The sequence below is a fragment of the Hymenobacter tibetensis genome (assembly GCF_022827545.1).
GTDB classification, from domain to species: Bacteria; Bacteroidota; Bacteroidia; order Cytophagales; family Hymenobacteraceae; genus Hymenobacter; species Hymenobacter tibetensis.
In genome coordinates, this window is the sequence record NZ_CP094669.1 from 2,613,126 (window position 1) to 2,639,746 (window position 26,621).

At 56.3% G+C, this 26,621-nt stretch carries 22 protein-coding genes; 10 read left to right on the forward strand and 12 right to left on the reverse strand.

Going from position 1 to position 26,621, the window contains the following annotated elements; all coding sequences use genetic code 11:
* Nucleotides 1-7: 7 nt before the first annotated feature.
* Genes MTX78_RS10410 through MTX78_RS10420 form a run of 3 tightly spaced genes read left to right on the forward strand, consistent with a single transcriptional unit; the run spans nucleotide 8 to nucleotide 2,212 of the window.
* Nucleotides 8-859, forward strand: a complete 852-nt coding sequence (locus tag MTX78_RS10410; protein ID WP_243802380.1) for a hydroxymethylglutaryl-CoA lyase — start codon at nucleotides 8-10, stop codon at nucleotides 857-859.
* The gene (locus tag MTX78_RS10415; RefSeq protein ID WP_243802382.1) at nucleotides 859-1,449 is read left to right on the forward strand and encodes a DUF3592 domain-containing protein; all 591 of its coding nucleotides are present in this window, start codon (nucleotides 859-861) and stop codon (nucleotides 1,447-1,449) included. The genes MTX78_RS10410 and MTX78_RS10415 overlap by 1 nt, the downstream gene beginning before the upstream one ends.
* Nucleotides 1,450-1,477: 28 nt before the next feature.
* Complete coding sequence (locus tag MTX78_RS10420; RefSeq protein WP_243802384.1) at nucleotides 1,478-2,212, forward strand: (Fe-S)-binding protein; 735 nt, start codon at nucleotides 1,478-1,480, stop codon at nucleotides 2,210-2,212.
* Between the two features lie 122 nt (nucleotides 2,213-2,334).
* On the opposite strand, the gene dapA is transcribed toward MTX78_RS10420, so the two are convergent.
* Nucleotides 2,335-3,222 carry a 4-hydroxy-tetrahydrodipicolinate synthase gene (dapA, locus tag MTX78_RS10425; protein ID WP_243802386.1) on the reverse strand — a complete coding sequence of 296 codons (888 nt, stop codon included), beginning with the start codon at nucleotides 3,220-3,222 and terminating at the stop codon, nucleotides 2,335-2,337.
* A 123-nt stretch (nucleotides 3,223-3,345) separates the two neighbouring features.
* On the opposite strand from dapA, the gene MTX78_RS10430 reads away from it, so the two are divergent.
* Entirely contained in the window at nucleotides 3,346-4,260 is a 915-nt protein-coding gene (locus tag MTX78_RS10430; protein WP_243802387.1) for a polysaccharide deacetylase family protein, read from the forward strand.
* 45 nt (nucleotides 4,261-4,305) lie between these two features.
* On the opposite strand, the gene MTX78_RS10435 is transcribed toward MTX78_RS10430, so the two are convergent.
* Nucleotides 4,306-6,648: a glycosyltransferase gene (locus MTX78_RS10435; protein ID WP_243802389.1), complete on the reverse strand. Its 2,343-nt coding sequence runs from the start codon at nucleotides 6,646-6,648 to the stop codon at nucleotides 4,306-4,308.
* A 412-nt stretch (nucleotides 6,649-7,060) separates the two neighbouring features.
* Here MTX78_RS10435 and MTX78_RS10440 point away from each other — a divergent pair, with 412 nt between their 5' ends.
* Complete coding sequence (locus MTX78_RS10440) at nucleotides 7,061-8,383, forward strand: glycoside hydrolase family 2 TIM barrel-domain containing protein (protein WP_243802391.1); 1,323 nt, start codon at nucleotides 7,061-7,063, stop codon at nucleotides 8,381-8,383.
* Here MTX78_RS10440 and MTX78_RS10445 read toward each other — a convergent pair.
* The 5 genes from MTX78_RS10445 to MTX78_RS10465 all read right to left on the reverse strand — a co-directional run bounded on the left by MTX78_RS10445 (nucleotide 8,367) and on the right by MTX78_RS10465 (nucleotide 14,576).
* The gene (locus tag MTX78_RS10445; protein WP_243802393.1) at nucleotides 8,367-9,968 is read right to left on the reverse strand and encodes a right-handed parallel beta-helix repeat-containing protein; all 1,602 of its coding nucleotides are present in this window, start codon (nucleotides 9,966-9,968) and stop codon (nucleotides 8,367-8,369) included. The two genes, MTX78_RS10440 and MTX78_RS10445, sit on opposite strands and share 17 nt — an antisense overlap.
* A gap of 248 nt (nucleotides 9,969-10,216) precedes the next feature.
* A complete protein-coding gene (locus MTX78_RS10450; RefSeq protein ID WP_243802395.1) occupies nucleotides 10,217-10,600 on the reverse strand; it encodes a rhodanese-like domain-containing protein in 384 nt (127 codons plus the stop codon).
* A gap of 189 nt (nucleotides 10,601-10,789) precedes the next feature.
* Nucleotides 10,790-12,961 carry an NAD-dependent DNA ligase LigA gene (ligA, locus tag MTX78_RS10455; protein ID WP_243802397.1) on the reverse strand — a complete coding sequence of 724 codons (2,172 nt, stop codon included), beginning with the start codon at nucleotides 12,959-12,961 and terminating at the stop codon, nucleotides 10,790-10,792.
* Between the two features lie 189 nt (nucleotides 12,962-13,150).
* Entirely contained in the window at nucleotides 13,151-13,669 is a 519-nt protein-coding gene (locus tag MTX78_RS10460; RefSeq protein ID WP_243802399.1) for a DUF4920 domain-containing protein, read from the reverse strand.
* A 79-nt stretch (nucleotides 13,670-13,748) separates the two neighbouring features.
* Complete coding sequence (locus tag MTX78_RS10465; protein ID WP_243802401.1) at nucleotides 13,749-14,576, reverse strand: TapB family protein; 828 nt, start codon at nucleotides 14,574-14,576, stop codon at nucleotides 13,749-13,751.
* A 242-nt stretch (nucleotides 14,577-14,818) separates the two neighbouring features.
* Here MTX78_RS10465 and MTX78_RS10470 point away from each other — a divergent pair, with 242 nt between their 5' ends.
* The 3 genes from MTX78_RS10470 (at nucleotide 14,819) to MTX78_RS10480 (ending at nucleotide 16,329) form a co-directional block, all read left to right on the forward strand.
* On the forward strand, nucleotides 14,819-15,079 hold the full coding sequence (locus MTX78_RS10470; protein WP_243802403.1) for a hypothetical protein: 261 nt from the start codon (nucleotides 14,819-14,821) through the stop codon (nucleotides 15,077-15,079).
* Nucleotides 15,072-15,416 (forward strand): hypothetical protein, encoded by a 345-nt coding sequence (locus tag MTX78_RS10475; RefSeq protein ID WP_243802405.1) that lies wholly within the window; start codon nucleotides 15,072-15,074, stop codon nucleotides 15,414-15,416. The genes MTX78_RS10470 and MTX78_RS10475 overlap by 8 nt, the downstream gene beginning before the upstream one ends.
* 268 nt (nucleotides 15,417-15,684) lie before the next feature.
* The gene (locus MTX78_RS10480; protein ID WP_243802406.1) at nucleotides 15,685-16,329 is read left to right on the forward strand and encodes a cytochrome c oxidase subunit 3; all 645 of its coding nucleotides are present in this window, start codon (nucleotides 15,685-15,687) and stop codon (nucleotides 16,327-16,329) included.
* Nucleotides 16,330-16,407: 78 nt separating this feature from the next.
* On the opposite strand, the gene MTX78_RS10485 is transcribed toward MTX78_RS10480, so the two are convergent.
* Complete coding sequence (locus tag MTX78_RS10485; protein WP_243802408.1) at nucleotides 16,408-18,666, reverse strand: T9SS type B sorting domain-containing protein; 2,259 nt, start codon at nucleotides 18,664-18,666, stop codon at nucleotides 16,408-16,410.
* Between the two features lie 174 nt (nucleotides 18,667-18,840).
* On the opposite strand from MTX78_RS10485, the gene MTX78_RS10490 reads away from it, so the two are divergent.
* On the forward strand, nucleotides 18,841-20,853 hold the full coding sequence (locus MTX78_RS10490; protein ID WP_243802410.1) for a M1 family aminopeptidase: 2,013 nt from the start codon (nucleotides 18,841-18,843) through the stop codon (nucleotides 20,851-20,853).
* 245 nt (nucleotides 20,854-21,098) lie between these two features.
* Here MTX78_RS10490 and MTX78_RS10495 read toward each other — a convergent pair whose 3' ends face one another.
* The 4 genes from MTX78_RS10495 to MTX78_RS10510 all read right to left on the reverse strand — a co-directional run bounded on the left by MTX78_RS10495 (nucleotide 21,099) and on the right by MTX78_RS10510 (nucleotide 24,100).
* A complete protein-coding gene (locus tag MTX78_RS10495; protein WP_243802412.1) occupies nucleotides 21,099-21,731 on the reverse strand; it encodes a hypothetical protein in 633 nt (210 codons plus the stop codon).
* A gap of 176 nt (nucleotides 21,732-21,907) precedes the next feature.
* On the reverse strand, nucleotides 21,908-22,354 hold the full coding sequence (locus MTX78_RS10500; RefSeq protein WP_243802414.1) for a DUF2147 domain-containing protein: 447 nt from the start codon (nucleotides 22,352-22,354) through the stop codon (nucleotides 21,908-21,910).
* Nucleotides 22,355-22,485: 131 nt separating this feature from the next.
* On the reverse strand, nucleotides 22,486-22,926 hold the full coding sequence (locus MTX78_RS10505) for a DUF2147 domain-containing protein (protein ID WP_243802416.1): 441 nt from the start codon (nucleotides 22,924-22,926) through the stop codon (nucleotides 22,486-22,488).
* A gap of 619 nt (nucleotides 22,927-23,545) precedes the next feature.
* A complete protein-coding gene (locus MTX78_RS10510) occupies nucleotides 23,546-24,100 on the reverse strand; it encodes a C40 family peptidase (RefSeq protein WP_243802418.1) in 555 nt (184 codons plus the stop codon).
* A 336-nt stretch (nucleotides 24,101-24,436) separates the two neighbouring features.
* Between MTX78_RS10510 and MTX78_RS10515 the strand changes: the two genes are divergently transcribed.
* Nucleotides 24,437-26,236 carry a M61 family metallopeptidase gene (locus MTX78_RS10515; RefSeq protein ID WP_243802420.1) on the forward strand — a complete coding sequence of 600 codons (1,800 nt, stop codon included), beginning with the start codon at nucleotides 24,437-24,439 and terminating at the stop codon, nucleotides 26,234-26,236.
* The last annotated feature ends 385 nt before the right edge of the window (nucleotides 26,237-26,621 follow it).

Sequence of the window (26,621 nt, forward strand, 5' to 3'; positions counted from 1 at the left end):
GCCCCTTATGAAACTGATCGACTGCCCCCGCGACGCCATGCAGGGTTGGCCCACCCTGATTCCTACCAGCCAGAAAATTGCCTACCTCAACGCCCTGCTGCAAGTGGGGTTCGATACCCTCGATTTCGGCAGCTTTGTTTCACCTAAAGCTATTCCGCAACTGGCCGATACTGCCGAAGTGCTGAATGGGTTGGCAGTGGATGCGTCGGCTACCAAACTGCTGGCTATTGTGGCTAATGTGCGCGGGGCCGAAACGGCCGCGCAGTACCCCCAGATTCGCTACATCGGTTTTCCACTCTCGGTATCCGAAACGTTTCAGCAGCGCAACACCAACAAAAGTATTGCCCAGGCGCTCGATGACGTAGCCCGGATGCAGGAGCTGTGTGCCCGCACCGGTCAGGAGCAAGTGGTGTACCTGAGCATGGGGTTCGGCAACCCCTACAACGACCCGTGGAGCCCAGAAATTCTCGGCGAATTCACCCAGAAGCTTGATGCGCTGGACGTGCGCATCGTGGCGCTGTCCGATACGGTGGGGGCCTCGATTCCCGAAACCATTGCGCCCCCTTTTCGGGAGTTGACAGCTGCCTTTCCCCACATCGAATTCGGGGCGCATTTGCATACCACCCCGGCCACGTGGCGCGAGAAAGTGCAAGCAGCCTACGCCGCCGGGTGTCGCCGCTTCGATGGGGCCTTGGGCGGTTATGGCGGCTGTCCGATGGCCGCCGACCACCTCACCGGCAATATGCCCACCGAGCGCCTGATTGAATTTGCCCTGGGAGTAGGCGAGACGTTGCCGCTGGATTTGGCGGCCCTAGGCAAAGCACAAGAATTGAATGAGGCCTTATTCGCGAGCCACTAATGGCGCAACGCCCAAGACTGCCCGTGTACAAGCAGCGCCGTGCCGCGCGTGAGAAACGCGCGGCTGCCGCCAAGGCAGTGAAGGAGCAGGCTCGTCGTAAGCTGCCGTGGGCGCTAGGTGCGTTGGCACTTGTAGTGTTGGGCTTCATGGTAGTAGCGGGAATCCTCTTTTACCGCTCTTCCCGCACGTTGGCTACCCTCAACCGGTTGGATGGCGTGGTGTCGTGGGTGGACATTTACCGCGACAACACGCGCTATCATCCGTACATATTGCGGTTGAACGTCGAAAACCGAACGATGCAACGGTTTTTGGGGCCTAATTGGCAAAATGCGGCTCGGTACTCGTCTGCCTTGCATATGGGTGATTCTGTGCGGGTGTATTATGACACCGAGTCGCCTAGCAACCTTTCGTTTATCTACCAGCTAGAGAAAAATGGCGAAATTCTGATGTCATTGCACCAAATTCAGGCCGAGGATAAGGCAATGGCTGTGGGCTTTACCATACTAAGTCTACTGCCTTTTGTGCTTTTGCTGCCCAACCGCCATGTTCGGATGCTGCTGATGACGTACTTTCGTCGGCTCATTGCCTGAATTTACTTTGTACCCTGCATTACGTGCTATGTCTACCGCCGTCGATATCTTCATTCCTTGCTTCGTAGATCAACTTTTTCCGCAAACTGCCATGAACATGGTGAAGGTGCTGGAAGCAGTGGGTTGCGAGGTGCATTACAATAGCAACCAAACCTGCTGCGGCCAGCCCGCTTATAATGCTGGCTACAAAAAAGAGAGCCGCGAAGTGGCCTGCAAGTTCCTCGATGACTTTCCAAACGAGCCTAACCGGTACATCGTGAGTCCGTCGGCTTCCTGCGTAGGCATGGTGCGCAACTCCTACGCCGAGCTTTTTGATGGAAGCCCCGAGCAAGGACGCTACCATGCCACGCAGCGCCGTATTTTCGAGTTAACCGAATTTCTGGTGGATGTGCTCGGCGTAACGTCCATTCCGCAGGCCCGCCTGACTGGGCGCTATACCTACCACGACTCCTGCTCGGCGCTACGCGAATGTGGTATCAAGCAAGCTCCTCGTCAACTGCTTGATGCTATTCCGAATCTGGAGCGCTTGGAAATGGCCGAAAATGAAACCTGCTGCGGTTTCGGGGGCACTTTCGCCGTGAAGTTTGAGGCTATATCCGTAGCCATGGCCGAGCAGAAAGTGGAGCATGCCCTTGCCACTGGTGCGGAATATATCATCAGTACCGACACCAGCTGCCTGATGCACCTTGACGCGTACATTCGACGCGAGAAGAAGCCCATCCGCACCCTTCACGTCGCCGATGTATTGGCTAGCGGTTGGTAAGGAGCACTGCTTTTAGATGTAAGTAGTGCAGTGGTAACAGCTTTGTTGAATGGTAGCTATACCAAGTAAAACGCCCCTCAACTTGAGGGGCGTTTTACTTGGTAGCCAGTAAGGAAGCATCTCTACGCAACAACCAGCATGTTGCTGGCTGTGAGCCTGCTAACCCGTTCGCACAGGTCTTCGCTTGCCGCTAGCAAGGGCAGCCGCACAGCGCCAGAGCACAAGCCCTGTGCTTCCAAAGCGGCTTTCACTCCTACGGGGTTGCTTTCCTCATACATCAAGGGGTTGAGGTCAACGAACTTGAACAGCAACTGGCTGGCCTGCACAAACTCTCCGGCCAGCGCGTGGCGGACCATGTCGGTGAAAGGCCGGGGGAAAGCGTTGGCCATGACGGATATTACCCCCACGGCGCCGAAGCTGACCAGGGAAGTCGTCATCATATCGTCGCCGGAGATGAGCAGGAAGTCGTCGGGCTTATGGGCGGCTATTTGCTGGCACTGCTCTAGGTTGCCGCTGGCTTCCTTGATACCGATGATATTGGGATGCTGAGCCAGCCGCAGCGTGGTAGCAGCCGTGAGGTTAGAAGCTGTCCGACCCGGCACGTTGTAGAGGATGATGGGTACGGGCGAAGCATCAGCCAACTGCTCGTAATGCGCGATGATGCCGGCCTGTGACGGTTTGTTGTAGTACGGGCTAGCAGATAGAACAGCGTCAATGCCCGTGAAATCGGTGTTGCGAAGGGTAGCGGCGGTGCTGGCAGTATCGTTGCCCCCGATGCCGTAAACGAGTGGTACGCGGCCCGCAACGTGCTCTTTTACAACGCGCAGGATTTCGGTTTTCTCTTCGCTAGAGATGGTAGGCGACTCGGCAGTGGTGCCATTAATAACGAGGTATTCCACCCCACCATCAATGGTGAAATCGAGCAGGCGACGCAGAGCCGTGTAGTCAACGTCGTGGTCGGGGGTGAAAGGAGTAACCAGGGCGACACCTGTGCCTCGGAGCTTGTCCATACGGGAAATAAAATGTTGCTTTGTAGGATGCAAGAAGACAAGTAAAGGTCAAATAAGCCTCTTTCGACTTCTTAACACCAAAATAAAGCATTTGCCTCCGGTCTGGCCGCGTTTTTCTTTTCAATGAAGCTTTCCTCTACTGTATTGCTTGCTGCTGCCGCCTGCGCAACAGCCCTTTCCCTTCCTTCCTGCAGCGATTCTAAATCAGCGGCCACCACCGAAAGCAACGAAGCTCCCACTAGCGGCCTTACGGCCTCCGCTGCCACTCCAGTGTCAGATAAAGCGGCAGCCAGCGCTACTGCTCCCGACCCGGCTAGCATTCCAGCCAGCCGCATTGCCGATGCGGCCACCATTACGGCCCGCCCCCAGGTACCTATTTTGTGCTATCATCAAATCCGAGACTGGCGTCCGCGCGACTCGAAAGGTGCGAAAGATTATATCGTGCCCGTCGAGCAATTCAAAAAGCAGATTCAAATGCTCGCCGATAGTGGCTACCACACGATTCTGCCCGACCAGCTTTATGCCTACTTGGCTACCGGTGCCCCGCTGCCCGAAAAGCCCATCATGCTCACCTTCGATGACACCGACCTCGACCAGTTTACGGTGGCGCGTCCAGAGTTGGAAAAGCACGGTTTCAAAGCCGTATACTTTGTGATGACGGTAAGCCTAGGCCGCCCGCGCTATATGAGCCGCGAGCAAGTGAAACAGCTTTCCGACGAAGGCAACGTCATTGGTTCCCACACTTGGGACCACCACAACGTGAAGAAGTATCAGGGCAACGACTGGGTAACGCAGATCGAGAAGCCAACTAAAACGCTCGAGGAAATTACCGGTAAAGACATCAAGTATTTTGCTTATCCCTTTGGTCTCTGGAACCCCGAAGCTATTCCGCAACTCCGAGAGCGGGGTATGGCGGCGGCTTTCATTTTGTCGGAAAAGCGCGACCAGCAGGACCCGCTCTACACCATTCGGCGCATAATCGCGAGCGGCTATTGGAGCCCCCGCACCCTACACAACAGCATTGAACAGAGCTTCTAAGCGAAAAGCAATAAGCGAAGCAAACTCTAACTAGGCAGCTGGCACCTACTCGGTGCCAGCTGTTTTGCTGATAGAGGTATAGTTGGGTTGCTTGGCCACCCCATTACCCGGCACGTCAAACACCACGGCCTGTACTTCAGGATACACCTTTGCCAACTGATTTGGAGCCAAGCGCGCTTTTTCGGTGGCTGACATTAGCAGCAACACAGGCTTGGAATGCAGCTCGATGTTGGGGGCTAGCTGGGCCCGAATGGGGCTGTACCATTCCGCTGGTTCGGTGGGCGTTTGGCGGCCATCCACGGCTACCCAGTTCACGTAGTTGATGCCTGGGAAGTAGGTTTTCAGTGAGTCCGCTTTCGGCGGCGTCCAAACCCACAGGATGTTGGGCCGGTCGGCTTGCGCAAAGTGGCGAACCATCTTTTGCCAGTCGCGCCGATATTGGGCGGGTGAAGTAGCCGTTAGGAGTGGCCGCACCATTACGGGCTTGTCGAGCTTGGCAAGTTGCAGCTGATCCAGTTGCAGCAGAGAGGCCGTGTCAAGGGGAACTGTCCCTATCGAAAAGGTGAGCAGCGACACATTAGGGTGTTGCTCTAGGCTCTGGCGTAGCACTTGCAGCTGCTGAGGCGTGGAGTTGGTGGGCATATCCAGCGCCATGATATCTACATGGGCAAGAGCCGACGTGGCGGCGGGCGCTGCTACCATTTGGCCTAAGTGCAAGCCGGTGTCCCGGCGAGTCGGCCACCACTGCTCTTCCATGGTCATGTAGTGCGACGTGTAGCTGTACAGCAGGAACGAGGCTGTACCGTAGAGCACCAATAGGCCCACGGCCACGCCGCTTGCTGCTGGTCGTAGCCAACCAATAAAGTCGCGGCTAACGTTGGCCCGCAGCTGATCAAGGGCTAGCAACAGCTTACGCAACGGCTGCGGCTTGGCCGCCAGGCCAATCAAATACTCCTGTATCCCGTGCTGGGCCATTGCTACGGCAGTTAGCAGAATAGCAGCGTTGAAGAGCACCAGCACCGACATGAACTGCGTGGCCTGAGTCAAGGAGAGTCCCCTTCCGTATTTGGCGGCCGCAATCAGCAGCAGGGCTGCTATCAGGTTGGGTAAGCTAATGAGCCACTCGGTGGAAGGGCGGCCTTCCTTGGGAGTGGGAATGTACGGCACCTTGATGTTGAGAATCGCATAGAGCCAGCCCAGCGAATACACCCACCACGAACCCACACGCAAGATGCCGCCGGCCAAATGCAGGCCTGCTTCGTGCGGTTCGCGTAGCCAGCGCTGGGCACACGCCCGAATCAGCAACGAAACCACCGTGAATGGAAAGATATGGATGGCAAATTCCACCAAGCCTACCCGCCAGGGGAAGGACGTTGTTATCATCGATACCATCGGTACCGTTAAATCAATCAGCGTAACAACCCCCGAGAAAAAGTAGAGCGGCAGGAGCAGATAGTGTATCCGTTGGCGCCAGCTGAAGTCTGCGAACAAGCGCGGATATACCTTGAACAGCAAATCAAAGGCTCCGCGCGACCATTTCAACTGTTGCGAGTAGAACGCTGCTAACGAGGCCGGTACCAAGCCGCGGCTAAGTACTTTAGGCACATACACTCCTTTCCACTTTTTGGCGTGTAGCCGCATGGCAGTGTGCATGTCCTCGGTAAGGCCCGAAGCATGCCCCCCAATCGAGTCGAGGGCAGCACGGCGGAAAGTGCAATTGGCTCCAATGGCTTGGGCCGTATTGTAGGCATTCATGCCCATCAATAGCGGTCCGTAGAAGTGGTAGGTCTGCTCGGCGGCCCCGCGTGCTACCAGACTTTCGTGCTGGTTGCCATACGCTTGTACGACCTGCACAAACCCGACTTGCGCATCCTGAAAGTAAGGAACTACCTCGTCCAGAAAATCGGGGGTTGGTACGTGGTCCGGATCCAGAACCACGCATAGCTCGCCGGTGGCTCCCCGGAGGGCATTGTTGATGTTGCCGGCCTTGGCATGGGTTTTCTCGATGCGCGTAACGTGCACCACACCAAGCTGCTCGCACACCCGGCGCAGGTAAGGGTCGTTGCCTTCGTCGCAGAGGTAGCTGGTGTGCGGGTAGCGAATAGCTTTCATAGCCTGGAGCGTGCGCACAATCATATCGTAGGGCTCGCCTGGGCAGGCCGTGGTCAGCACGTCCACGGTAGGAGCGTAGGTTGGTTTCCAAACCGGCGCAACCGGCTCTCGAACGCTCACATAGTGGTACCACTCGTGGAGAGTACGCAGAAACTTGAAGCCTAGCGAGAACGTCAGCAGCCAGAATAATACTGGGTGCCCCACGTGGTTGATGTCGGCAAACCACCAGATGAATTGAAATAGCAACACGCAGCCAATAGCTACGAGTATGCGCATCTGCTTTACGTAAGGCGCTGGTGTATATTGAACGCTAGTAGACTGAGAAAGTCGTGCGGGGTTAGCCATGATCAATGAAGCTTGGACTTTAGAGTGCTGATTGTCATTCACCTAGCTGTAACCAATGAATTCCAAGCAAGCATAAGCGACTGTTCTGGCTGAATCAACTTAAGCCAAACTGTGGTAAAACTAATACAAATTATATAAAAACTTGTAATTAATAAATAGATGATAACGTTAATATCACACATTTTATAACTTTTTCCATAAAAGTTTTAAAATAAAGTATAAATTTGTGGTGAGGTATTACCCTGCGCTATATAAGTAGTCCGCTACGTTAGCGCCACTCCAACTGAAGGCATCTGTTATGAACCAACGATTAAAAAAATCAGGGGTATTCTTTGTTGCGCTTATGGCACTGCATCTGCTCGGTGGTTGCGCGGACCAAGCCGGGAAAAGCGAGGCCATTAATCAACAAACGCAGGGTTCTGATGCTGTTGCCAACAGCGGAGCTATTCCGGTAAAGATATTGCGTACAGCCGATGGGTTTCAGCTATTACGGGGTGGAAAACCATATTTTATTAAAGGAGCAGGCGGGCTGGAAGGCTTCTCTAAAATTCGGGCGATAGGCGGTAATTCCGTGCGGCTCTGGACCACAGACTATGCGCAGATTCTGCTGGACTCGGCGCATGCGCAAGGCCTGACCGTGCTACTTGGCCTCTGGTTGGTACCTGAGAAAGAAGGGTTGGATTATTACGACAAGAAGGTCGTGAAAAAGCAACGGCTGGCTCTACGCGAGGAAATATTGCGCTATCGAAACCATCCGGCTCTGTTGGCCTGGGACGTTGGCAACGAGCTAGAGCAAGGGGCCAACAACCCAGATGTGTTTGATGCCATCAATGAAGTGGCCCAGATGGTGCACGAACTGGATCCTAATCATCCGGCCATATCCACGTTCATACAGCCTGGAGTGGTGAAGTGGATGGGCAACCGGTGCAAAGACTTGGACCTTGTTGCCTTCAATAGCTACGGCAACATTGCGTCCTTGTCAACCTACCTACGCGAGATCAACTGGCCCAAGCCCTACATTATCACTGAGTTTGGGACGCAGGGCTATTGGGAAGTGAAAGAAACGGCGTGGGGGGCAGCTCTCGAGAAGACGAGCACGCAGAAATCACAAGAAATAGCCAAGTACTACCAAGTAGGCATCGAGCAACAGCGCGGACAGTGTTTGGGCTCCTACGTGTTCTACTGGGGCAACCGGCAGGAGGGAACTCCCACCTGGTTCAGTTTATTCACCCCCACCGGCGAGCGGACCGAGGTGGTGGATCAGTTGCAAAACCTCTGGCGGGGCGACTGGCCCGCCAACCGTGCCCCGCAAGTGAAAAGCATTTCCTTGGACAACCGCATTGGGAAAGACAATGTACGTTTGCTGCCCGGCCAGTCGTATCCGGCAGTTATTGCAGCCCAAGACTACGAGAACGACAGTCTACGGGTGGTGTGGGAGTTGCGCGCTGAGTCGCGCTGGCGCGAAGACCGCAAAACGATGCAAGTGCGCGACGAGGCCATTGCTGGGGCTGTAGCAGAGCCAAACAAGTTCAGCGCCACGATGGTAGCTCCAACTAAGCCGGGTCCTTACCGCTTGTACGCCACTATCTACGACGGGCAAGGGGGCGCTGCCACCGCCAACGTTCCTTTCTACGTCCAGAAGCCCGAAGCTAGCATCCCCCAATAGCTTCGTAGGCGCCAATGGTACCTTTGGTGCCGCGGGCAGGTACGGGAGAACCAAAAAAGTCTTGCGTTCCAGCATCTATGCCGAATTGGGTAGCCAGGTCTAGCCCGGTGCTCCGTAGTTTTGAGTCGGGCTTTACATGATAGGCTGTGAGCGTAGCCAGTGGCCTGCCTGAGTGAAGCGGACTCACTGTTCCCCCGGCTCCTGGGTTAATCAAGCCAGGCTCCAATACAAGGCCAGTTGGCTGGAAATCAAGTGTTTCCTGGCTGGTGCTGTTGCGCCATGCTTCCAACGAAGTGTACTCTTGCTTGTCCCACTGAAACAGCAAAGGGTGGCCGTCACTCCAGTACGCATTGCCCTGCAGCAGTACGCCCCGGGAGGCAACATTGTGCACCAAAGGTAGACCGCCACTGGTTTGCAGCAGATTATTGTGCAACACAATGTCATGGACACCATCACTGGTAATCTCGACGGCTTTGGGCTGGGAGCCATCGGCCGGAGGACTTAGAAAGACGGTGTTGTTGTAGATGTTGGCCCGCTGAATTCCACCGTTGGCCCCCGACGACCACAGTTGGATGGCCCCATGGCCGTGGCGCCGCCCGTCGTTCTCGCTGATGTTGTAGCGAATTGTTACATCGTGTAGTGGAGGTGCATTCTGGTATTGGGCTAGTAGGTAGCCGGGGCCTTCGTTGTCGTGGGAGTAATTGTATTGCAGTATGGAGTTCGTGCAGCCCCCATCTAAGTCGAAGCCCCCGCCGTCTTTCATGGTTCCTGACCGGTTGTGGTGCGACTCGCAGTGCTGAATCACCAACTGGTTGCAATTCCAGCCCCAGATGCCAACTGGTCCGCCACCGGGGTTGGCGTTCAGCCAGCCGTTGTAGTACGCCTCGCAGTGCTCAATTAAGGCCCCGTCAATACCAGCCAGCACAATGCCGTTGCCGGTATGCGTGTCCGTTATGTCCGGCCGGCCAGCGTTATCGAAGGCTTGGCAGTTGCTTATGTACCACTGGTGATGGGCTGCCAGCTCCTGCGCAAACGACTTGATGCCTGCCTCCCCATTGCCTGAAGCAACGCAGTTGGTGATGCGGACGTGCTGGTACCCGCTGGTGCCGTTGGAACTGCCGATGTTGATACCTGCCACCAAGTAGCCGTGCGCCCGCACGTTGTCGAGGATGATGTGCTGCAGGTGCAGGTTGGGTTGATCGACGTGAAAAACCACTCCAGAACCGGTGTTAGTGAGGCGGCCAGACCCTACAAACTCCAGGTCGCGCACTTCAATGCCTCCCAGATTGTGCGCATAGAACCCGTAGGAAGTGCCACTGCTGATGCGCGCCCGCTTTTGGCCATACGAACCGATAACAATCGGCTCGGAGGCAGTACCCCAACTCTGGCTGCGCAGCCAGATACTTCCTTTAAACGTGCTGCCGCCTTCGAACAGGACCTGGTCGCCTGGCTGGAAGTGAGTGGCTTTCACCTTCTTGAGCGTTTTCCAGGCCGTAGCGACGGATGTACCATCGTTCTGGTCGTTGCCGCTCAGACTAACGTAATAGATGGTAGGAGGTGGCGCAGGGAACGACAGCAAAATCAAACAAGCATGGAAAGGTAGCTATACTCGCAAGTATACGCGAGCGAAGTTGACAAGGAGTTGATACACAGAATGAATGCAAATAAGCTCTTTCGCGGCAAACCAGGCCTATATCCGCCAATATACCACTTAAGTGGAGCTTCAATGCAACATAAGCCCCTGATAGTTATACTACTATCAGAGGCGTAGTACCTATGTTATGCAGTATAACTCGACCTGCGTTGCAATCGGGTAGCGCAGGGAGAAATCAACTACTCTTCTGTTTTGAAGCCGGCTCCTTTCAGGTCCTTGAAGCTGCCGGCATTCACTACGTGTTTGAAGCCCGCTTCCTGCATGAGCGTATTGGTTTTGCCGCTGCGGTTGCCGGAGGCGCAGTACAGAACATAAGTGTTTGACTTGTCGAGCTTGGCCACCTGCGCGGGAAAATCAGGAGCACGAAAATCGAGGTTCTCGGCACCCTGTAGGTGGCCCGCAGCGAATTCAGCGGGAGTACGCACGTCCAGCAAAACGGTACGGCGCTTCTTCAGCAGCTTTGCCACTTTCGGGCCAGGCGTGAAAGGCGGTGCGGCCTGAGCAAAGGCGGACTGGTGCAGGCCGAACAGGCCAAGCACCACCAGCAGCAGAAAGCGGGCCATGGGATAAAGCATCAAAGTGAAAGTAGGAGAGGGGGCGCCCGGTAGGCGCTATAGCCAAAATGTTGGCCACCGGTACTCCCGGGTGCATACTCCCCGAGTGGTCAGGGAGGAATTTGTGACTGCTACGCGGTAGTCAGACTAATCCAGTCGTGAAAGTATGCAACCCGGGAGGCCGGTATTTTGAGGGCACTAAAATAGAGAACCTTGCTGACCTGTGCCACTGCTTTTATCTGGAAATGAGGCAGAACCCGCCGAAACCGGAGGAATCCCCAAATCTTGTACGTCCGCCGCGGGCCCAGACAGCACGTCCAAAGGGTCAGTTTCAGCTTCCGTTTCAGACGGGAGCATGGCTAGCAAATCGGTTTCCGAGATGATGGGCACTTTCAACTCAGTGGCCTTCTCACGCTTAGCCGGGCCCATTTTGTCGCCGGCCACCAGATAGCTGAGCTTCTTGCTGATGCTACCCGTCACCTTGCCCCCGTGCGCCTGAATCAGGGCTTGCAGTTCGTCGCGGCTGTGCTGCTCGAACACGCCAGAAAGCACAAAGGTCAAGCCTTCTAGCCGGTTGCTCGCTGCCTGAGGAGCTTCTCCGGTAAGCGCCAGTTGCACACCCGCTGTCCGGAGTCGTTCCACCAGGTCGCGGTTAGTAGGCTCCTGAAACCACGCGGCCACTGATTCGGCAATCACGCCGCCTACTTCGGGCACAGCCGCCAGCTCGGTGGCCGTGGCTTGCTCTAGAGCTTCCACTGTGCGGTAATGAGCAGCCAGCTTCTCGGCCACGGTTTCACCCACGTAGCGGATGCCCAACCCAAACAGCACCCGCTCGAAAGGCACCTGTTTGCTTTGCTCAAGACCTGCTACCAGCCGCTGCACCGATTTCTCGCCCATGCGTTCCAGCTGAGCTATTTCGCCGGCTTTGGCTGGCAGGTCATATAAAGTAGCCGCATCCGCTACCAAGCCCAAGTCGAAGAAACGGCCCACCGTTTCAGCGCCTAAGCCATCAATGTCGAGGGCTTTGCGAGACACGTAGTGTTCGAGCTTGGCTTTCAGCTGGGGCGGGCAGCCTCGGTCGTTGGGACAGCGGAAGTGCGCCTCCCCAGCTGGCCGAATCAGGGGCGTGTTGCAGGCCGGGCAGGTTGTAGGGTACACAATAGGCTGGCTTTCGGGGAGCCGAGCCGAGAGGTCCACGCCCGTAATCTTCGGAATAATTTCCCCGCCTTTCTCCACGAACACCATATCGTTGAGGCGTAGGTCGAGGGCGGCTATTTGGTTGGCGTTGTGCACCGACGCCCGCTTCACCACAGTGCCAGCCAGCGGCACTGGGTCGAGCAGGGCCACCGGCGTAACGGCCCCGGTGCGGCCCACTTGGTATTGAATTTCCCGCAGCCGCGTCCGGCCCGCCTCTGCCGGGTACTTATAGGCAATAGCCCAGCGTGGACTCTTAGAGGTATAGCCCAACAGCTCCTGTTGCCGGAAATCATCTACTTTGATTACGATGCCATCGGTGGCAACCGGCAACGTGAAGCGTTTTTTGTCCCACTCGTGCACAAAATCCAGCACCTCCGTGATGCTGTGGCACAAGCGCCAGGTATCGGAAACGGGCAGCCCCCAGGTTTGCATGGCTTCCAACGACGCGCTGTGGGTCGGGAAGATGCTGCGGCCGGGCATCAGAAACGAATACGCGTAGAAGCGTAGCCGCCGCTCCGCCACTAAAGCTGAATCCTGAAGCTTGAGCGCGCCACTGGCCGCGTTGCGCGGGTTGGCTAGCAAGGCCTCGCCGTTGGCTTCGCGTTCGGCGTTAAGCTCCGCAAACACCGTGAGGGGCATAAATATCTCGCCGCGCACTTCCATTTCGGTCGGATGCTTGATGTCAGGGGCTTGGCGTAGGTGCAGCGGCAGGTTTTTAATGGTGCGCACGTTGTTGGTTACCACGTCGCCGCGGGTACCGTCGCCGCGCGTAACGCCTTGAGTGAGTTGGCCGTTTTCGTAGGTCAAACTCATGGCCACGCCGTCGAACTTCAGCTCGCAAACGTAAGCAAACTCTGCGCCCTCCAGGCCCCGGCGTACTCGCTCATCGAACTCGCGCAGGTCTGCTTCCGAGTAGGTGTTGCCGAGGCTGAGCATGGGGTACTTGTGCAGCGCGGTAGGGAACTGCTTGGTGATGGTGCCGCCCACTCGTTGGGTAGGTGAATTGGGCTGCGCAAACTGCGGATACTCTTTCTCTAAGCGTTGCAGTTCGGCCAGCATCTGGTCGAACTCCTGGTCGGATACCTCGGAAACGTCGCGCTGATAATACTGGTAGTTGAGGTGGTGCAGGCGCTCCGTGAGGGCGGTAATTTGCTGCTCGATGTCGGTGGTCATAGGAAAATATAGCGTGAGCTTCGGCGGGTGCTGCCTACCTGACGGGTACAGGCCTGCCGGGTAGCCAGTGGTTTTGCAAGCTACGGCTTTATGGGTAGTTGGGATATAAAAAGCCCGTCTGGTCTGGCCAAACGGGCTTTTTAGAAAATTGCTATGGTGCTAAGCGAGCCGGGGCGGCTAGCGCCTAGGCTATAATTTGTCGGTTACCAAAACCCCATCCGCCTCAAAGTTCAGCTGCTCTTCGGCTTTGGTAATGGCGGTTACTTCCTCGGCGGACTTGCCGGCATCCTTGGCGTAGTGTTGCAAATCGGAAACGGGCACCTCTTCGCGGTGGGCCCAGCCATTGATGACAACGGTTTTGCCGGCTATGTCCTTGGGTACAAAAAACGCATAGTCTTTGAAGCGGACCCGCATTTCCTTGCCCTCAGGCGTTTTCATGGTTAGCCAGCAGCCCTTGGCCTGGCATACGGCATCGGCGGTACCTACTAGCTTCACCTGTGCCGAGTCCTTGTCGCCGAGCACTTGTTGTAGCTCGGAAAGCGGCTTGGCTCCTTCCATCGAAACTGCCGTGCCGTAGGTTTTGCCTCCGGCCTCGGCCGCAACGGCTGGAGTTGGCTTGGCAGCACTAGCCGTGTCGGTAGCGGGCGTCGACTGGCAGGCGCTCAACGAGGCAATGGCAGCGGCTAAAGCAAAAATATTGGTAGTCATATGGTTGGGCAGTGAAGTCAAACACAATTACAGCCCTGAAATTACGATTTTTTGCGGCTAGTTCTTCTTGCTGCGGCGGCTATTGCGTGGAGGAGTTGAGCGCCGCCAACTCTCGCACCTGCGCAACCTTGCCATTCTTGCCATAAATCTCCGTGCGAACAATGCCCACGCCAGGGGCATAGTAGTCTACTTGCTTAACGGTTGTGCGCATGGCCATATCGGGGCGGGGCACGGTGGCGCTTTCCCGGATGGCTTCCACTTTGTAGCAGGAAAAAGTGCCGGCCGGCGTGGTGAGAGAAGTAGGGCCACCCACCACGCGCCGCTTACGCAGCGTGGTGCTCACCGTGGCAATACTCACCACCGAGCTGCTTACTTGTACAGTAATACCGCCGTCGGGCAAGGTGGTGCCAATAGTTGGTTGGTGGGGCCAAGCAACCGGGGTGGGGGAGTACACCAGTTTCCGGTCGCGGAAGGAGCGTAAAGCATCGGTGTTGAGTTCCGCTAGTCCGTCGGTGAAGCACGTATCTCGACGGCTACGAAATGTGAGGTCCTGGAGGCGCACCAAGGCATTTTTCTTGTCATAAAGCCCGCTCTTCAACGAGGTCCGGTACTCCATGACCTTCCGTTTCTTGCTCTCCTCCCGCTCCCCGCTGGCCAGCGTCACTACGCGCTGCCGTAGTTCTCCGCTCGGCTTGCCCGCTGCATCGGCAATCCGATAAATAAGTTCGGTGTTATCGGCCATGCCAAACGGGTGATTAACGTTGGCGGCTGGCGCAGGGGCCATCAACGTTGTGTCGGCGGCGCGGGGTCGTGGCGTGGTGCTAAGCGCAGTGTCCTGGGTTTGTTGATCGGCGGTAACAAGCAGGACCTGAAGCAGTAGAGAAGAGCTGAAGGAGGCGGCAAGCATAGGAGTGGGGAAGAGGTAGTGTTGTGTTTGAGCCTGAATACGCAGTTGAGCTTAAATAAGATTACGGTATTATTAGCGAAACCGAATTTTAAGTTTTGCACCAGCTTTGCCAGCGAATTGCGACGCCTGCTCGGCTACGAAACCAGCGCGCACGTAACTTGCGCCCGAGCTAGCCGTTTCCAATAACCCTGCCAGTCCAACGGCTTGTCTTGTTCCCTATCATCCACCTCTTTGTTTAGCGTATGCCTGATTCAACCCAACAATCCACTTCCTGGGCCGACACGGCCGCTTCTTTGCTTTCCAAGCTTTCGGGTGGAGTGGAATTGGCAGTAGCCTTCGACCAAATGGAGCTACAGGTGCCCAATCCTCAAAACCCAGCGGCCCCCGCTACCACGTGGAAGCTGAACGGTTCGTTGCGCATCCGCACCCGCGGCGAAAGCCCAGCCGCAACGCCCACCAGCCGTCCGGCAGTGCCTCCCGTTAGCCCTGATTCCCTTGGCTAACGCGCTGGAACTGGAGGCGAAGTTGGTGGTTACCTGGGACGGCGACGCCATCCAGGTGGCTGCCTCCGGCACCTACCTTATCGTTAATTTCCCCAACCAGCGCGTACTCGACAAGCTCACCAGCGGCCCGCCTCAGAACCCGAATGCCCCTCCCAAACCGAAAAGCGCCACCAAGATTGACCCCATGCAGGAGCTTAACAACTTAGCGTTGCGCCTGGGGCTGGTGATGGACTTGCGGGTGGCTGGCAAAACGTACGTCACGTTCGGAACGGGCCGTAGCCCCAAAATCACGCTCAACGCCGTGCTCGGAAAAATTGGCTCTTTTTTTCGGGGCTAGTGCACTAGGAACACTCGGGACGGTGTTACGCTAGAGTAACAAGCAGTGCAAACTAGGCTCGTCGTTCGGTTTCAGGTTGGCGCTCATCAAAGCGCGACACTTGTTTTTTGCGGGGACAGCTGGAAAAGGCCGCAATTCTGATTGTCGGCTAGCAAGGCTTTTACGTATCTTGCTTTGAGGCATCTGGCTCCGGTGGTGTGGTTCTTTTCGGAACTAAAGGCCTGTGAATTGGTTTGCCAAAGACTTCGCTTTACTCCGCCACCGCGCAATGAATTCCGATAAAGAACGCAAAGACAAAGTAGGTGCCAACCGACCGGCCTCGGCCTTCCAACGCATGGAGCGTGTGCCGCCCATGCTTATGATGCTCTATCTAAGCTTGGTTGGCATTGGAGTGCTGTTTTTATTTCTGGTAGTAGCCTACGCTCAAACCCGATACATGGCCAACTTGCCCCGTGGCCTACACCCGTTCCCGAAGTTCTTTTCCATTAGCACCATTGTGCTGCTGGTAAGTAGCTACACGCTGGCGCAAGCACCCCGCCTTTACCGCGCCGACGATGTGGCCAACCTGGCCCGCTGCCTGGGAGCCACGCTGCTGCTAGGCTGCATCTTCGCTGGCCTGCAAGTGCTGGGCTGGCGCGAGCTGATGACCCAGGGCGTGTTCTTCGACGGCATGGCCTCCGGTACCTACGTGTATCTGATTTCGGCCCTGCACGTCGCTCACTTACTGGGCGGCATGCTTTTCCTGTTGGCGCTGCTGCTCCGCACTCTACACGCCTCCCGCGACGCCGTGCGCACGCTGGTCTTCATTCGAAACCCGTACCGCCGTTTGCAGCTTCGCTTGCTGAGCATGTTCTGGCACTTTATTGATGCCCTGTGGGTGGTGCTGTTCGTGGTGTTTGTGTTCATGTACTAAACAGCTTTTCAATCTCTATCAACAAAAAAGCCCGGTCGTAACCGGGCTTTTTTGTTGGCATTGCGGCTGCAAAGCCGCTTAGCGTTCCAGCGTAATTGGCCCTTTGTATTTGCGGCCGTCGGTGAACTCAATCAGGTAGTAGTAAACGCCAGCTACGCGCTGGTCGCCGTCCCACCGGAAGTTGCGGTCCTTGGATTCATACACCTGACTGCCCCAGCGGGAGAAGATCTTGATGCTGGCAAAACGGGAGTCGCAAAAGTCGGCTGGCAAGTCAGGGATGGAGAACGTAGCGTTGAGGTCGTCGCCGTTGGGGGTGAAAATATTGACGGGCTTGAATTCCGTGGCCTCGGGGCGGACAAGCTCGAAGCGCACCACACGGGTTTGCGGATTCGGCAGGCAAGTGGTTTCCTGAAGCTGGAACGTGACTTCCAGCGTCCTGTCCGGTAAGCTGATGGCCGCACAGTTGGCATCCCAGCGGAAAGTACCTGCTGCCTGCCCGTTGCCGTTGGTTGGGCGGAAGCTCATGCCCGCCTCGGCTAGCTCGAAGCCGTTACCCGTTGCCGTCATCACTAACTGGTCCTGGTCGATATCAATGCCATCAAAGGTTGCCTCGAATACGCCTCCCAATGGCCGCCGAATAACGAGTGGTGGGTCGGTGGCGCTAGTGGAAGCTGGGACTTGGAGCGAGGTAAGCACTGGCGGAGCATTCTTGTATTCCACCTGAATGGGCACGGTAAGCGTAACGACCTGCGGCTCGTTGCAGGGGCCGGCTGAAGCTAAAAACCGGAATTCGTGCAAGGGTCGGCCCGCTGCCCGGCAATCAACGCGCCACGAGAAGCGGCCCCGTATCTGGCTGCCATTAACGCCCTGGGTGAAAGTGGCACCTACGTCGGCCGGTTGGAAACCCACTCCCGCCATAGTCAACGACACCGGGTCGCTGTCGGGGTCAGAGCCCGTTACATCAAATACTATCAGGTCGCCGATGCGGGCGCGTAGGGGCAGGGCAGGGCCGGCGGTGGTAAGCAGGGCCGGCGGACTGTTAGGGTCGGGCTGCGCCGTGAAAGCTACCCGCACCGTATCGCGCTTGGGCAGGCTGCACCCATCATCCGACACTATTAAATCCAGCAAATACACTTGCCCGCGGGTGTTGAAGCAGGTGGGGAAGCAGAGCTGTGATACCAGCGTATCAGGAGCACCCGGAGTTTTGATTGTGCCTTGGGTGATGCTGAAGGCCGGCAGCAACGAGGCCGGAAAATTGACGGCCCGCAAACTCAAGGACAGCCGAGAAGGAGAGTCGGGGTCGGTGAAGCGCAGGTTCAGGCAGCGGCTGGCACCTGGCCGCAGCCGTAGCGTATCCAAGCCTTCCCGGTAGACACTAGTAGCTGTGGCGGCCCGCACCGTCATGCTGGGTGCGGCGTTTGGGGTGCAGGTAACCACTTTCAACTGAAAGTCGCGCCGCGTTTCTCCAATCTTAATGCCTGCTCGGTATTCCGAACACCGGATGCCGAATACAAACAAACCCACCACGGAAGGGCGTACTTGCAGCCGGCCCGTCGCCCGGTTGATGGTCAGGGTAGGCGTACCCGGAATCTGGTTTAATTCGTTGCGGCCAAGCCCCCAGTTGATTTCCCGATAGGGCAGCGGAGCAGCTACTGCAGGCTTGGGAACACCAGGCGTGGAGTTGCCATTCAGGGGCGTAACTAGGTCGTATTGCAACGAGTCGCCGTCGGCGTCCTGGCCCCCGAAATCATAGGTAAATAGTTCTCCGCGGCAAGCGTAGTCACCGAGGGCTGGGAAGATGCGGGGGGTGGAGTCGCGGAAGGGCTGGCCGTTGCGAACTACGGCCGGAAACTCCAGGTAGAAGGTTTGGCCCGCGTCACCTGGGCTCTGGATGTTGCTGATGGCGTTGTTGCGGCAGCAGCGCTCCACCGCCGCATAGTAGCCAGCCGTGCTGTTGAAGCGGTTGGCCGGCAGTTCAATCCGCGCCGAGTACACCAGCCGTCGCGTAACCAACGACGAAGTAGAAGAGCAAGATGGGTTGGTGTAGTTGACCAGGGTGTTCGAGGTGAGCGGCATCACCAGATTCTGCATCCGGTTGTTGTTGGCCTTGTCAAAAACGCTAACCGTCAAGTCGTTGTCTAGCGCCCCGGCGTTGCCGAAAAGCGCGTCGAAGTAGAGATTAAGAGTAATCTGATAGGTGGAACCCGACACGTATTGCAAGTCCATTTCACCGCCCACAATGTGCGTAGCGCTAGCCGCCCGGCTTACTACAGACAACAGGAGCGTTAAAAGCAATAGGGTTGGTAACCGGCGAACAGACTGTAAAACTTGGATCATAGAAAGAAGCATTTTTTTATATGCAACGGGGTAGGCAGAACGGCATCCTAAATATACAACCTGAGCGAGTGAACCTGTTGATGCAAGCACTCAGTTTGTGCAAGAGGGTGTGTATCTTGCTGAACGCCCTAGCACTGGGCCCCGCTACCGCCATCTCATTCAGTCTTACTTTCTATGAAACGTCTTTACTTTCTGGTAATCAGTTTGTTGTTGGTTGCGCCCGCCCTGCAGGCGCAGGATGCGGCTTCGTCTTCGGACGCCTCTGAGCTCAACAGCAATGCCGCCTTTAGCTGCGCCCGCGCCCATGTGCAGGCAGCCTCGCGCCAGCCTAGCACCACGGTGCGGCACCGCCAGAAAATGGACCGGTACGATGTGAAGTACTACAAGCTCGATATAGCGCTGGAAAACAACTCGCGCAACGTGAGCGGCTCGGTGCGGATGCTGGCCCGCACCCTCGCGCAGCCTCTCGATTCCGTGGCCTTCGAGTTGTACCCCACCTTCACCATTGACTCCGTGGTGGTGAATGGCCGCCGCTCCACCGGCCTACGCCGCGTGGGCTCCGACGCAACGGCGGCTATTCCGCAAGGCATACCCGCTACTACGTTGTTCACAACCCTTATCTATTACCGCGGTACGGCCCCGAACGGGTCGTCGGCCGCCATTGGGAATGCGCTGAATACGCGCTTTGTAAACAATTACGGGGTGAATGTTACGTGGAGCCTTTCCGAGCCCTTTTCGGCCCATGAGTGGTGGCCCTGCAAGCAGGTGCTCACCGACAAGGCCGATTCGCTGGATGTGTGGGTGACGACGAGCAGCATAAACAAAGTAGGGTCCAACGGGACGTTGCAGCGCGTCACGGCCCTGCCCAATAGCAAGAGCCGCTACGAGTGGAAGCACCGGGTGAAGCCAATTGCCTACTACCTGGTATCCGTGGCTGTGGCTCCCTACATCGAGTACACCAACTACGCCAACCCGGCGGGTGGCCCCCAGATTCCGATTGTGAACTACGTATACAACCAAACGGCCCTCACCAATTTTCAGGCTGAAATTGACCGTACGCCCGGCTTCATTGAAAACTTTTCCAGCTTGGTTGGGCTCTACCCCTTTGCCAGCGAGAAGTACGGCCACAGCATGGCCCCATTGGGTGGCGGCATGGAACACCAAACCATGACCACGCAAGACGGCTTCACCTTCACGCTAACGGCCCACGAACTGTTCCACCAATGGTTTGGCGACAACGTGACCTGCGCCTCCTGGGAGGATATCTGGCTGAACGAAGGCTTTGCTTCCTATGGCGAATACATCTCGCTCAACCGGTTTGCTACTCCCACTGCGGCCCGGCAATGGATGGATTATGCGCACACCAATACCATGCAAAGTGCCGGTGGCAGCGTTCGGGTGCTTGATACCACCAACGTGAACCGCATTTTCGATGGCCGCCTCAGCTACAGGAAAGGAGCAACCGTGGTGCATATGCTGCGGTACCTGTTAAACGACGACGACAAGTTCTACCGAGCATTACGCACCTTCCAGACCACCTACAGCGGACGCACGGCCCGTACCATCGACCTGCAGCGCGTCTTCGAAGCCGAAGCCGGCCGGCCGCTACAGTACTTTTTCGATCAGTGGTATGCCGGCCAGGGCTTCCCTACGTTTAATATACGCTGGAATCAGGTTGGCCAGACCTTCTATCTGCAAACCACCGAAGCGGTGAGTATGCCCGCCGTGACGCCCTTCTTCGATACCGAGCTTGACTACCAGCTCACTTTCACCGACAACACCACGCAAATTTTGCGGCTGCGCCAAAGCCAGCAAGTGTCATTGTTCAGCGTACCCGTCAGCAAAACCATTGCCAGCATCACCATCGACCCCAATCAGTGGGTGCTCAACGGCAACGGAACCACATTGCGCGACAATACGCTAGTTTTAAGCGCCAACGTGGCAGCGCAGGGCACTCGGCTTACTGTCTACCCCAACCCCTGCCGCGAAACCTTGATGCTAGCTGACTTAACGGCTCGTGCCGTTGCCGAGGTTACGGATGCTACTGGCCGCGTACTGCTCCGCCAAGCGGTTGACCCCCTCAAGGCCCAGCTAGATACGCGCAGCCTAGCCGCCGGTCTGTACCACCTGCGCCTCACCGGCTCGAACGGCACGGTGTCGTTGGCTAGGTTCGTTAAGGAACAATAGGCTGTTGCAACGCCCTGATTGCACAACAGCTTTCTAACTCAGAAAGCGACTTCAACTACCTACGCATATGGCCTCAGCCTACTAAGGATTAAATAATTCGGGCCTTGAAACGCACTCAGCCCCTAGCACAAGGTTAGCTAGGGGCTGAGTGCGTTTGGTAGGGACAAGGTGAAAGCAGCAGCGGTTATTACTTGTTGCTTCTCGTGTGGAGCTACAAGTGGCCTTGGGCTATACCACTCCACTTTTTATCCTTTATAGTACTCCTTAATAAGAGCCTGCACCTCGGGTGGGGCAGCGGGCATGTCGAGGACTTCCGCCATCAGTTCATCGAAAGACTGAGCTGGCGTGAAGATGGCGTCATGGTAAGGATTGCTGGTGAAGCGGATGAATCCGGGTTGGTTGTTGATACTCACCATATCAACGGTTATGGTACCGAAGCGCTGCAAGCAGCGGCCAGTAGCGGTACAGTCTTCGGGCAGCGGCTTCAGAAAGTGCTTCTCAATAGTTTCGGCGTAGCGCTCATGGTGTAGAACGCGTTGGTCGGAAGTGGTAAGGTGATAGCCTAGGGTAAGCACCCGGTCGCGCAACAGATCGAAAAAGTGACGAAAGTTGCCGGGCCCGATGCTAGGGTCGTAGAAAAATACAGCCCCCTGCCGGTTCTCCTCGGTCAGCAACTGCACCCGTAGGCCTTGGCCCTGAATGCCAGCCTTGCGAAAATGATAGGCTTTAAAGTAAGGCCCTGCCCAGTTCAGGTATACCCGCTGCTCCACCCATCGCGCATGCTTCCGCCGCTCGGCAGGCGTGCGGTGCAGGGGCCGCCATTCGGCTGGGGAAGAGGCCGAGGGCGAGGAAAGAAGCCGTTTTAGGAAGGGATGCAAGGTGGGAATGCAATATGAGAGGAGAACACCAGCCAAGACAAATGGTTTCAGCTAGCTGTGCATCGAAAGCCCCTCAAAAGCTTGAAAAGAGGTGTAAAACACCGAAGGCAAGCTCCGTGCCTGAGCTTGCCTTCAATTAAAAATAAGTTAAAAAAGTTGCTTGACTAGCGCTCCTGCTACTTCACCCGCTGCCAATAGTGCGATTTGCCAATCATGGAAAAGCCGATGTAGCCTTTCACTTCCAGGCGGTCCTTGCCGGCGGCCCCCACGTAGCAAGAGTACGTGCGCCCATTCTCCGGGTCATAGATTTCGCCACCTTCCCAACGCTCGTTTTCGGGGCTGTAACGCAAGTGCTGAAGCACCGTCAGGTTGTGCAAGGGTTGGGTGCGGCGCTCCTCCTTTGGGTTGCGCTCATCGAGCCGGGGCTTACCGTTGGCGTCAGTCGGCTGGCGCAGCCAGACCAAGCGTCCGCACAACTCCTCGCCGCAGCGGTACAACTCGATGTGGGAGTCGCCACTGTCATCGGCCCATACGCCCAACGGTGGCGGCGCCGACGGAGTCTGGGCCCAAGCAGCGAGTGGCCCTGTAAAGAAAAATAAGTAGCTCAGCAGTATGTATTTCAAAGCTAATGCGCAGATTAGTAGAGTAGATACCGGTCTGGACGGAGCCGGGGAGATGGGTAAGATAGCAAAAAAGCGACGTCCCCGCCGGAGCAGGAACGTCGCTTACTATACGCCAGATGATGGGTTGATGGTTATTTCACCCGGGTCCAGGCCTGCGATTTGCCGATCATCGAGAAACCGATGTAGCCTTTCACTTCCATGGAGTTGGCGCTATTCATCTTCATGTAGCAAGAGTAGGTTTTGCCACTTTCCGGGTCGTAGATTTTGCCGTCGTCCCACTTGTTGTCGTCGTCGTACTCGAAGCCCTGCATGAACACCAGGCCCAGCCGCGGACGGTCGCGCAGTTTGGGGTCCGGATTCATTGAATCCGTTTTGGGTTTGCCCGTTTTGGGGTCGTTAGGCACGGTCAGCGTTACAATTTTGCCGCAGAGCTTGTTGCCACACTTATAGATTTCAAAAGTGGCCTTCTTCTCGGAGTTGGTCCAGGTGCCCAGCGGTGAAAGCGTTTGGGCCGAGGCTACCCCGATACTACAGAGCAAGCAAAGCAGAGACAGTAAAAAATACTTTTTCATGGTAAGGAAAGTGGGAATGAGGTTATCGGGAAAAAGATAGGAGAAAACTCCAACAAAAGCACAGTGTCAGTTGCTCGGGCTGTGAAATGTAGGTAGGCAAGTTTGAGGCCAGGTTGCGCAAAGAAAAATTGCGCAAAACAAAGTCGTTGAACCTCAGTAGGCTGGCTCTAAACCGGGCTGGGTGGTGTAAAAAAAGGACTTTTAATTTTGAACCATCCCCCAGGCTTTTAACTTTACCTTCCGTAGTGAGTGCTACAGCCCCGCCCAAGCAGCCCTAAGGTGCTGGGAGGCGCGGCCGGGGTTATGTCGAACGTAAAGAAAGGAGGTACAAAATGTCTATTAGTCCCAAACAAATCCTGCCAAGCCTGTCGAATGTAGTCCGCTTCACCGCCGGACGCGCTTAACAACAGCTTTCGCGCGGAAAAACGCCCCATTTGGCTTTTTCTCGCATTCTGGCAAGGTCTTACATATATAGGATGACGGGGCTGTACCCCAGACTCGTCGCTTGGTAAGATTTGAAGGATTAGATGCCCGGACCGCCCAGCAGCCTCTCAATTGAGGTTCTGCATAGGTGGTCCGGGCATCGCTCTTTTTAGGGCCGTAAGGTCCACAATGGCATTTACAACACTCGGCGCACATCCATAAAGCGTCGCTCGTAGTCGGTGCCTTCCACTTGGCTGATCTTTACGCCTGGTTCGCGCCGAGCAGAAGACGAGTGAATAAAGCGCAACGGCTGCCCCGGCTCCGATACTACAATACCAGCGTGGCCGGGCGTAGTGGCGGTAGCGGCAGTGCCCGTAAACACCACAATGTCGCCAGGCCGGGCCTGGTTACGTTCCACGGAACGGCCCACCGAAATAAGCAAACTAGTGGAGTGCGGCATGCCCACCTTGAATCGGCTGAACACATACTGGACAAAACCAGAGCAGTCGAATCCAGTGGCGGGGGTGTTGCCAGCGTAGCAGTAGTTAGTGCCTAGCTGCTGCATTGCAAACCGAACCACACTGTCGGGGCGAGCCTTTGGAGGCGTGCGTTCCCATACAGCAGGCTGCACCGGCAATTCCTCGCGGGAATCCTGCGCGCGTGGTTGGCGGTCTGGCTCATGATGGGGTCGCCCAAATACCACCAACAGCAACGCAACTAAACCAGCAAACGTCATCCAGATGTAGCGCATGAGAACTGTGTGGAAAGAAATAGAAGAAGCGCAAGGGTGGCAACAGCAAGCTCCAGATGCTTTCCTAACGGAGGAGCTAGGAGCCAGGTTCCGGTAGGCTAGTCTTGCACGAAGGCGGCGGAGAGAAGCAGTGCTGGCCCGCCGTGCCCGAAGCAGGTACTAGCAGCTGCCCGACTACTCAGTGGGTGAAGGTCAAATGCAGTGCCATCTTGTGTTGCCCCAGGATTTTGTCTTGTCTTTTGCAGCCCTGCACGCTTTTAGCCGTTCTTTGCGGCAACCTGCAAGGCGAGTTCTGCTCTTTCTGGCCTAACCCTTTTCACCTACTATTTTTTCTACATGCTCTTTTTTCGTTTCCGACTGCTGGCCGCAGTAGGGTTGGTTGTGCTGCTGAGTGCGTTTCACTCGGTGCAGGCTGCTTCTACGTTGCGTTACACCTTGGCCATGCCCGCCCCCCAGACGCACTATTTCGAAGTGGATATGAATCTGGGTGGCTTCGGCAAGCAGTACACCGACCTGAAAATGCCAGTATGGGCGCCGGGTTCTTATTTGGTTCGCGAGTTTGCGCGGCACGTTGAAGGCTTCGAGGCCAAAGCTGGCAGTGAAATCCTGCACACCGAGAAAATAACGAAGAACACATGGCGCGTGTATCATCCGAAGGCCAAAGACTTCTCGGTGCATTACCGCGTGTATGCCTACGAGCTAAGCGTACGCACCAGCTTCTTGGATGCCGCCCACGGCTACGTCAACGGCACCAGTGTATTCATGTACCCTGCCGAGGGCCAGCAGTTGGCCAGCACCCTGGAAGTACGCCCGGCAACTGGCTGGACCCAGGTAAGCACCAGCTTGAAGCCTGCCGGGGGGCAGTTCACGTTCGCCTCTAGCAGCTACGACGAACTAGCCGATTCGCCCATTGAAATAGGAACGCACAAGGTGTTGAGCTTCGAGGCCAACGGCACTCCCCACACCGTGGCCATGTTTGGCAGCGCCAAATACAACGAAACCAAACTCCTAGCTGATATGAAGCGCGTGTGCGAAGAAGCGCACCGAGTGGTAGGGAAAAACCCGCTGGACCGCTACGTTTTCATCGTGCACAACATCGAGCGGGGCACGGGCGGCCTCGAGCACTTGTATTCCACTACGCTTTCTATTTCGCGCACTGCTTACGGCACTGAGGGCGGCTATAAAGGTATTCTGAGCTTGGTAGCGCACGAATACTTCCACCTCTGGAACGTGAAACGCATTCGTCCAGTGGCACTCGGGCCCTTCGACTACGACAACGAGAACTACACGCATATGCTGTGGGTGAGCGAAGGCGGCACCAGCTACTTCGGCGACCTTATTGTGCAGCGGGCCGGTTTTGTGAGTGCCGAAGATTACTTGGCTAGCACCAGCAACGGCATTACGCAGGTGGAAAACACGCCCGGCAACAAAGTGCAGTCGGCGGCCGAATCCAGCTTCGATGCTTGGATTAAGGGCTACCGGCCCAACGAAAACTCCAACAACACGGGCATCAGCTACTACAACAAAGGAGAGTTGATCGGGGCCATGCTGGACTTGATGATCATCAACGAAACCAAAGCCCAGAAGCACCTCGACGATGTAATGCGCTACCTCTACGACGAATACTACATCAAGAAGAAGCGTGGTTTCACCGACGAGGAATACCAGGCCGCCGTGGCCAAAATAGCGGGCCGCCGCTTCGACGACTTTTTCCGCCGCTACGTCTACGGCACCGAAACCTTGCCTTACGAAGCAGTATTAGGGTATGCAGGCCTCAAACTCACCACGGCCCCGGTATCTACGGATGCCGTGTTGGGCGCCACCGTTAGCACGGCAGGCGGTAAACTCACGGTGACGAGCACCCTACGCGACGGCAGTGCGTGGCAGGGCGGGCTTAATGTAAACGACGAAATTTTGGCCCTGGACGGCAACCGCCTCACCGACGACCCCAATAAGTTGCTGGCTGGTCGTCCAGCAAATTCGCAGGTGAAAATGCTGGTATCGCGCGACGGCCAACTCAAGGAACTGACTTTCCCTCTGCTGGCCGGGACAGGCAAGCGCTACCGCATCGAGCAGGCCGCAAGCCCTACTGCCGAGCAACAGGCAGTACTGGCCAAATGGATAGTATTACGCTAACCAGTGGCATTTTCCAACGCGACAAAGCGCCCCGCTCGAATTTCGAGCGGGGCGCTTTGTTGAGCAGCATACCTAGCGCCGAACTGAGATGAGCGAAACAAGGATGAAGCTCTAGCCGAAACTGGGTGTGCAAGTCACAAGCACCGGTGGCGTGCGGACCACGCACGAGCTAGTGGGAGGCAGGCACGCGTGGCGGACATATCAGAGGCTAAGGTGGCAAGTGTAGGACAGTGCAATAGTAATAGAGCAGGAGGAAGGCTAGAAACATGGCTGACTACTATCTTGTCGCGCCAAATCACTGTTTCTCATTTCGTTTCCATGAAAACACTGGACCCTACTAGGCTAAAGCAAAGTCAGCAGGAGGATACGGCAACTGGTGCGCTTG

Coding starts and splice junctions, on each gene's coding strand:
- ligA (WP_243802397.1), bottom strand. CDS start 12,961: ATGACCACCGACATCGAGCAGCAAATTACCGCCCTCACGGAGCGCCTG.
- MTX78_RS10485 (WP_243802408.1), bottom strand. CDS start 18,666: ATGATCCAAGTTTTACAGTCTGTTCGCCGGTTACCAACCCTATTGCTT.
- MTX78_RS10435 (WP_243802389.1), bottom strand. CDS start 6,648: ATGCGCATACTCGTAGCTATTGGCTGCGTGTTGCTATTTCAATTCATC.
- MTX78_RS10470 (WP_243802403.1), top strand. CDS start 14,819: ATGCCTGATTCAACCCAACAATCCACTTCCTGGGCCGACACGGCCGCT.
- MTX78_RS10510 (WP_243802418.1), bottom strand. CDS start 24,100: ATGCGCTACATCTGGATGACGTTTGCTGGTTTAGTTGCGTTGCTGTTG.
- MTX78_RS10505 (WP_243802416.1), bottom strand. CDS start 22,926: ATGAAAAAGTATTTTTTACTGTCTCTGCTTTGCTTGCTCTGTAGTATC.
- MTX78_RS10460 (WP_243802399.1), bottom strand. CDS start 13,669: ATGACTACCAATATTTTTGCTTTAGCCGCTGCCATTGCCTCGTTGAGC.
- MTX78_RS10410 (WP_243802380.1), top strand. CDS start 8: ATGAAACTGATCGACTGCCCCCGCGACGCCATGCAGGGTTGGCCCACC.
- MTX78_RS10515 (WP_243802420.1), top strand. CDS start 24,437: ATGCTCTTTTTTCGTTTCCGACTGCTGGCCGCAGTAGGGTTGGTTGTG.
- MTX78_RS10490 (WP_243802410.1), top strand. CDS start 18,841: ATGAAACGTCTTTACTTTCTGGTAATCAGTTTGTTGTTGGTTGCGCCC.
- MTX78_RS10415 (WP_243802382.1), top strand. CDS start 859: ATGGCGCAACGCCCAAGACTGCCCGTGTACAAGCAGCGCCGTGCCGCG.
- MTX78_RS10420 (WP_243802384.1), top strand. CDS start 1,478: ATGTCTACCGCCGTCGATATCTTCATTCCTTGCTTCGTAGATCAACTT.
- MTX78_RS10440 (WP_243802391.1), top strand. CDS start 7,061: ATGGCACTGCATCTGCTCGGTGGTTGCGCGGACCAAGCCGGGAAAAGC.
- MTX78_RS10465 (WP_243802401.1), bottom strand. CDS start 14,576: ATGCTTGCCGCCTCCTTCAGCTCTTCTCTACTGCTTCAGGTCCTGCTT.
- MTX78_RS10450 (WP_243802395.1), bottom strand. CDS start 10,600: ATGGCCCGCTTTCTGCTGCTGGTGGTGCTTGGCCTGTTCGGCCTGCAC.
- MTX78_RS10430 (WP_243802387.1), top strand. CDS start 3,346: ATGAAGCTTTCCTCTACTGTATTGCTTGCTGCTGCCGCCTGCGCAACA.
- MTX78_RS10480 (WP_243802406.1), top strand. CDS start 15,685: ATGAATTCCGATAAAGAACGCAAAGACAAAGTAGGTGCCAACCGACCG.
- dapA (WP_243802386.1), bottom strand. CDS start 3,222: ATGGACAAGCTCCGAGGCACAGGTGTCGCCCTGGTTACTCCTTTCACC.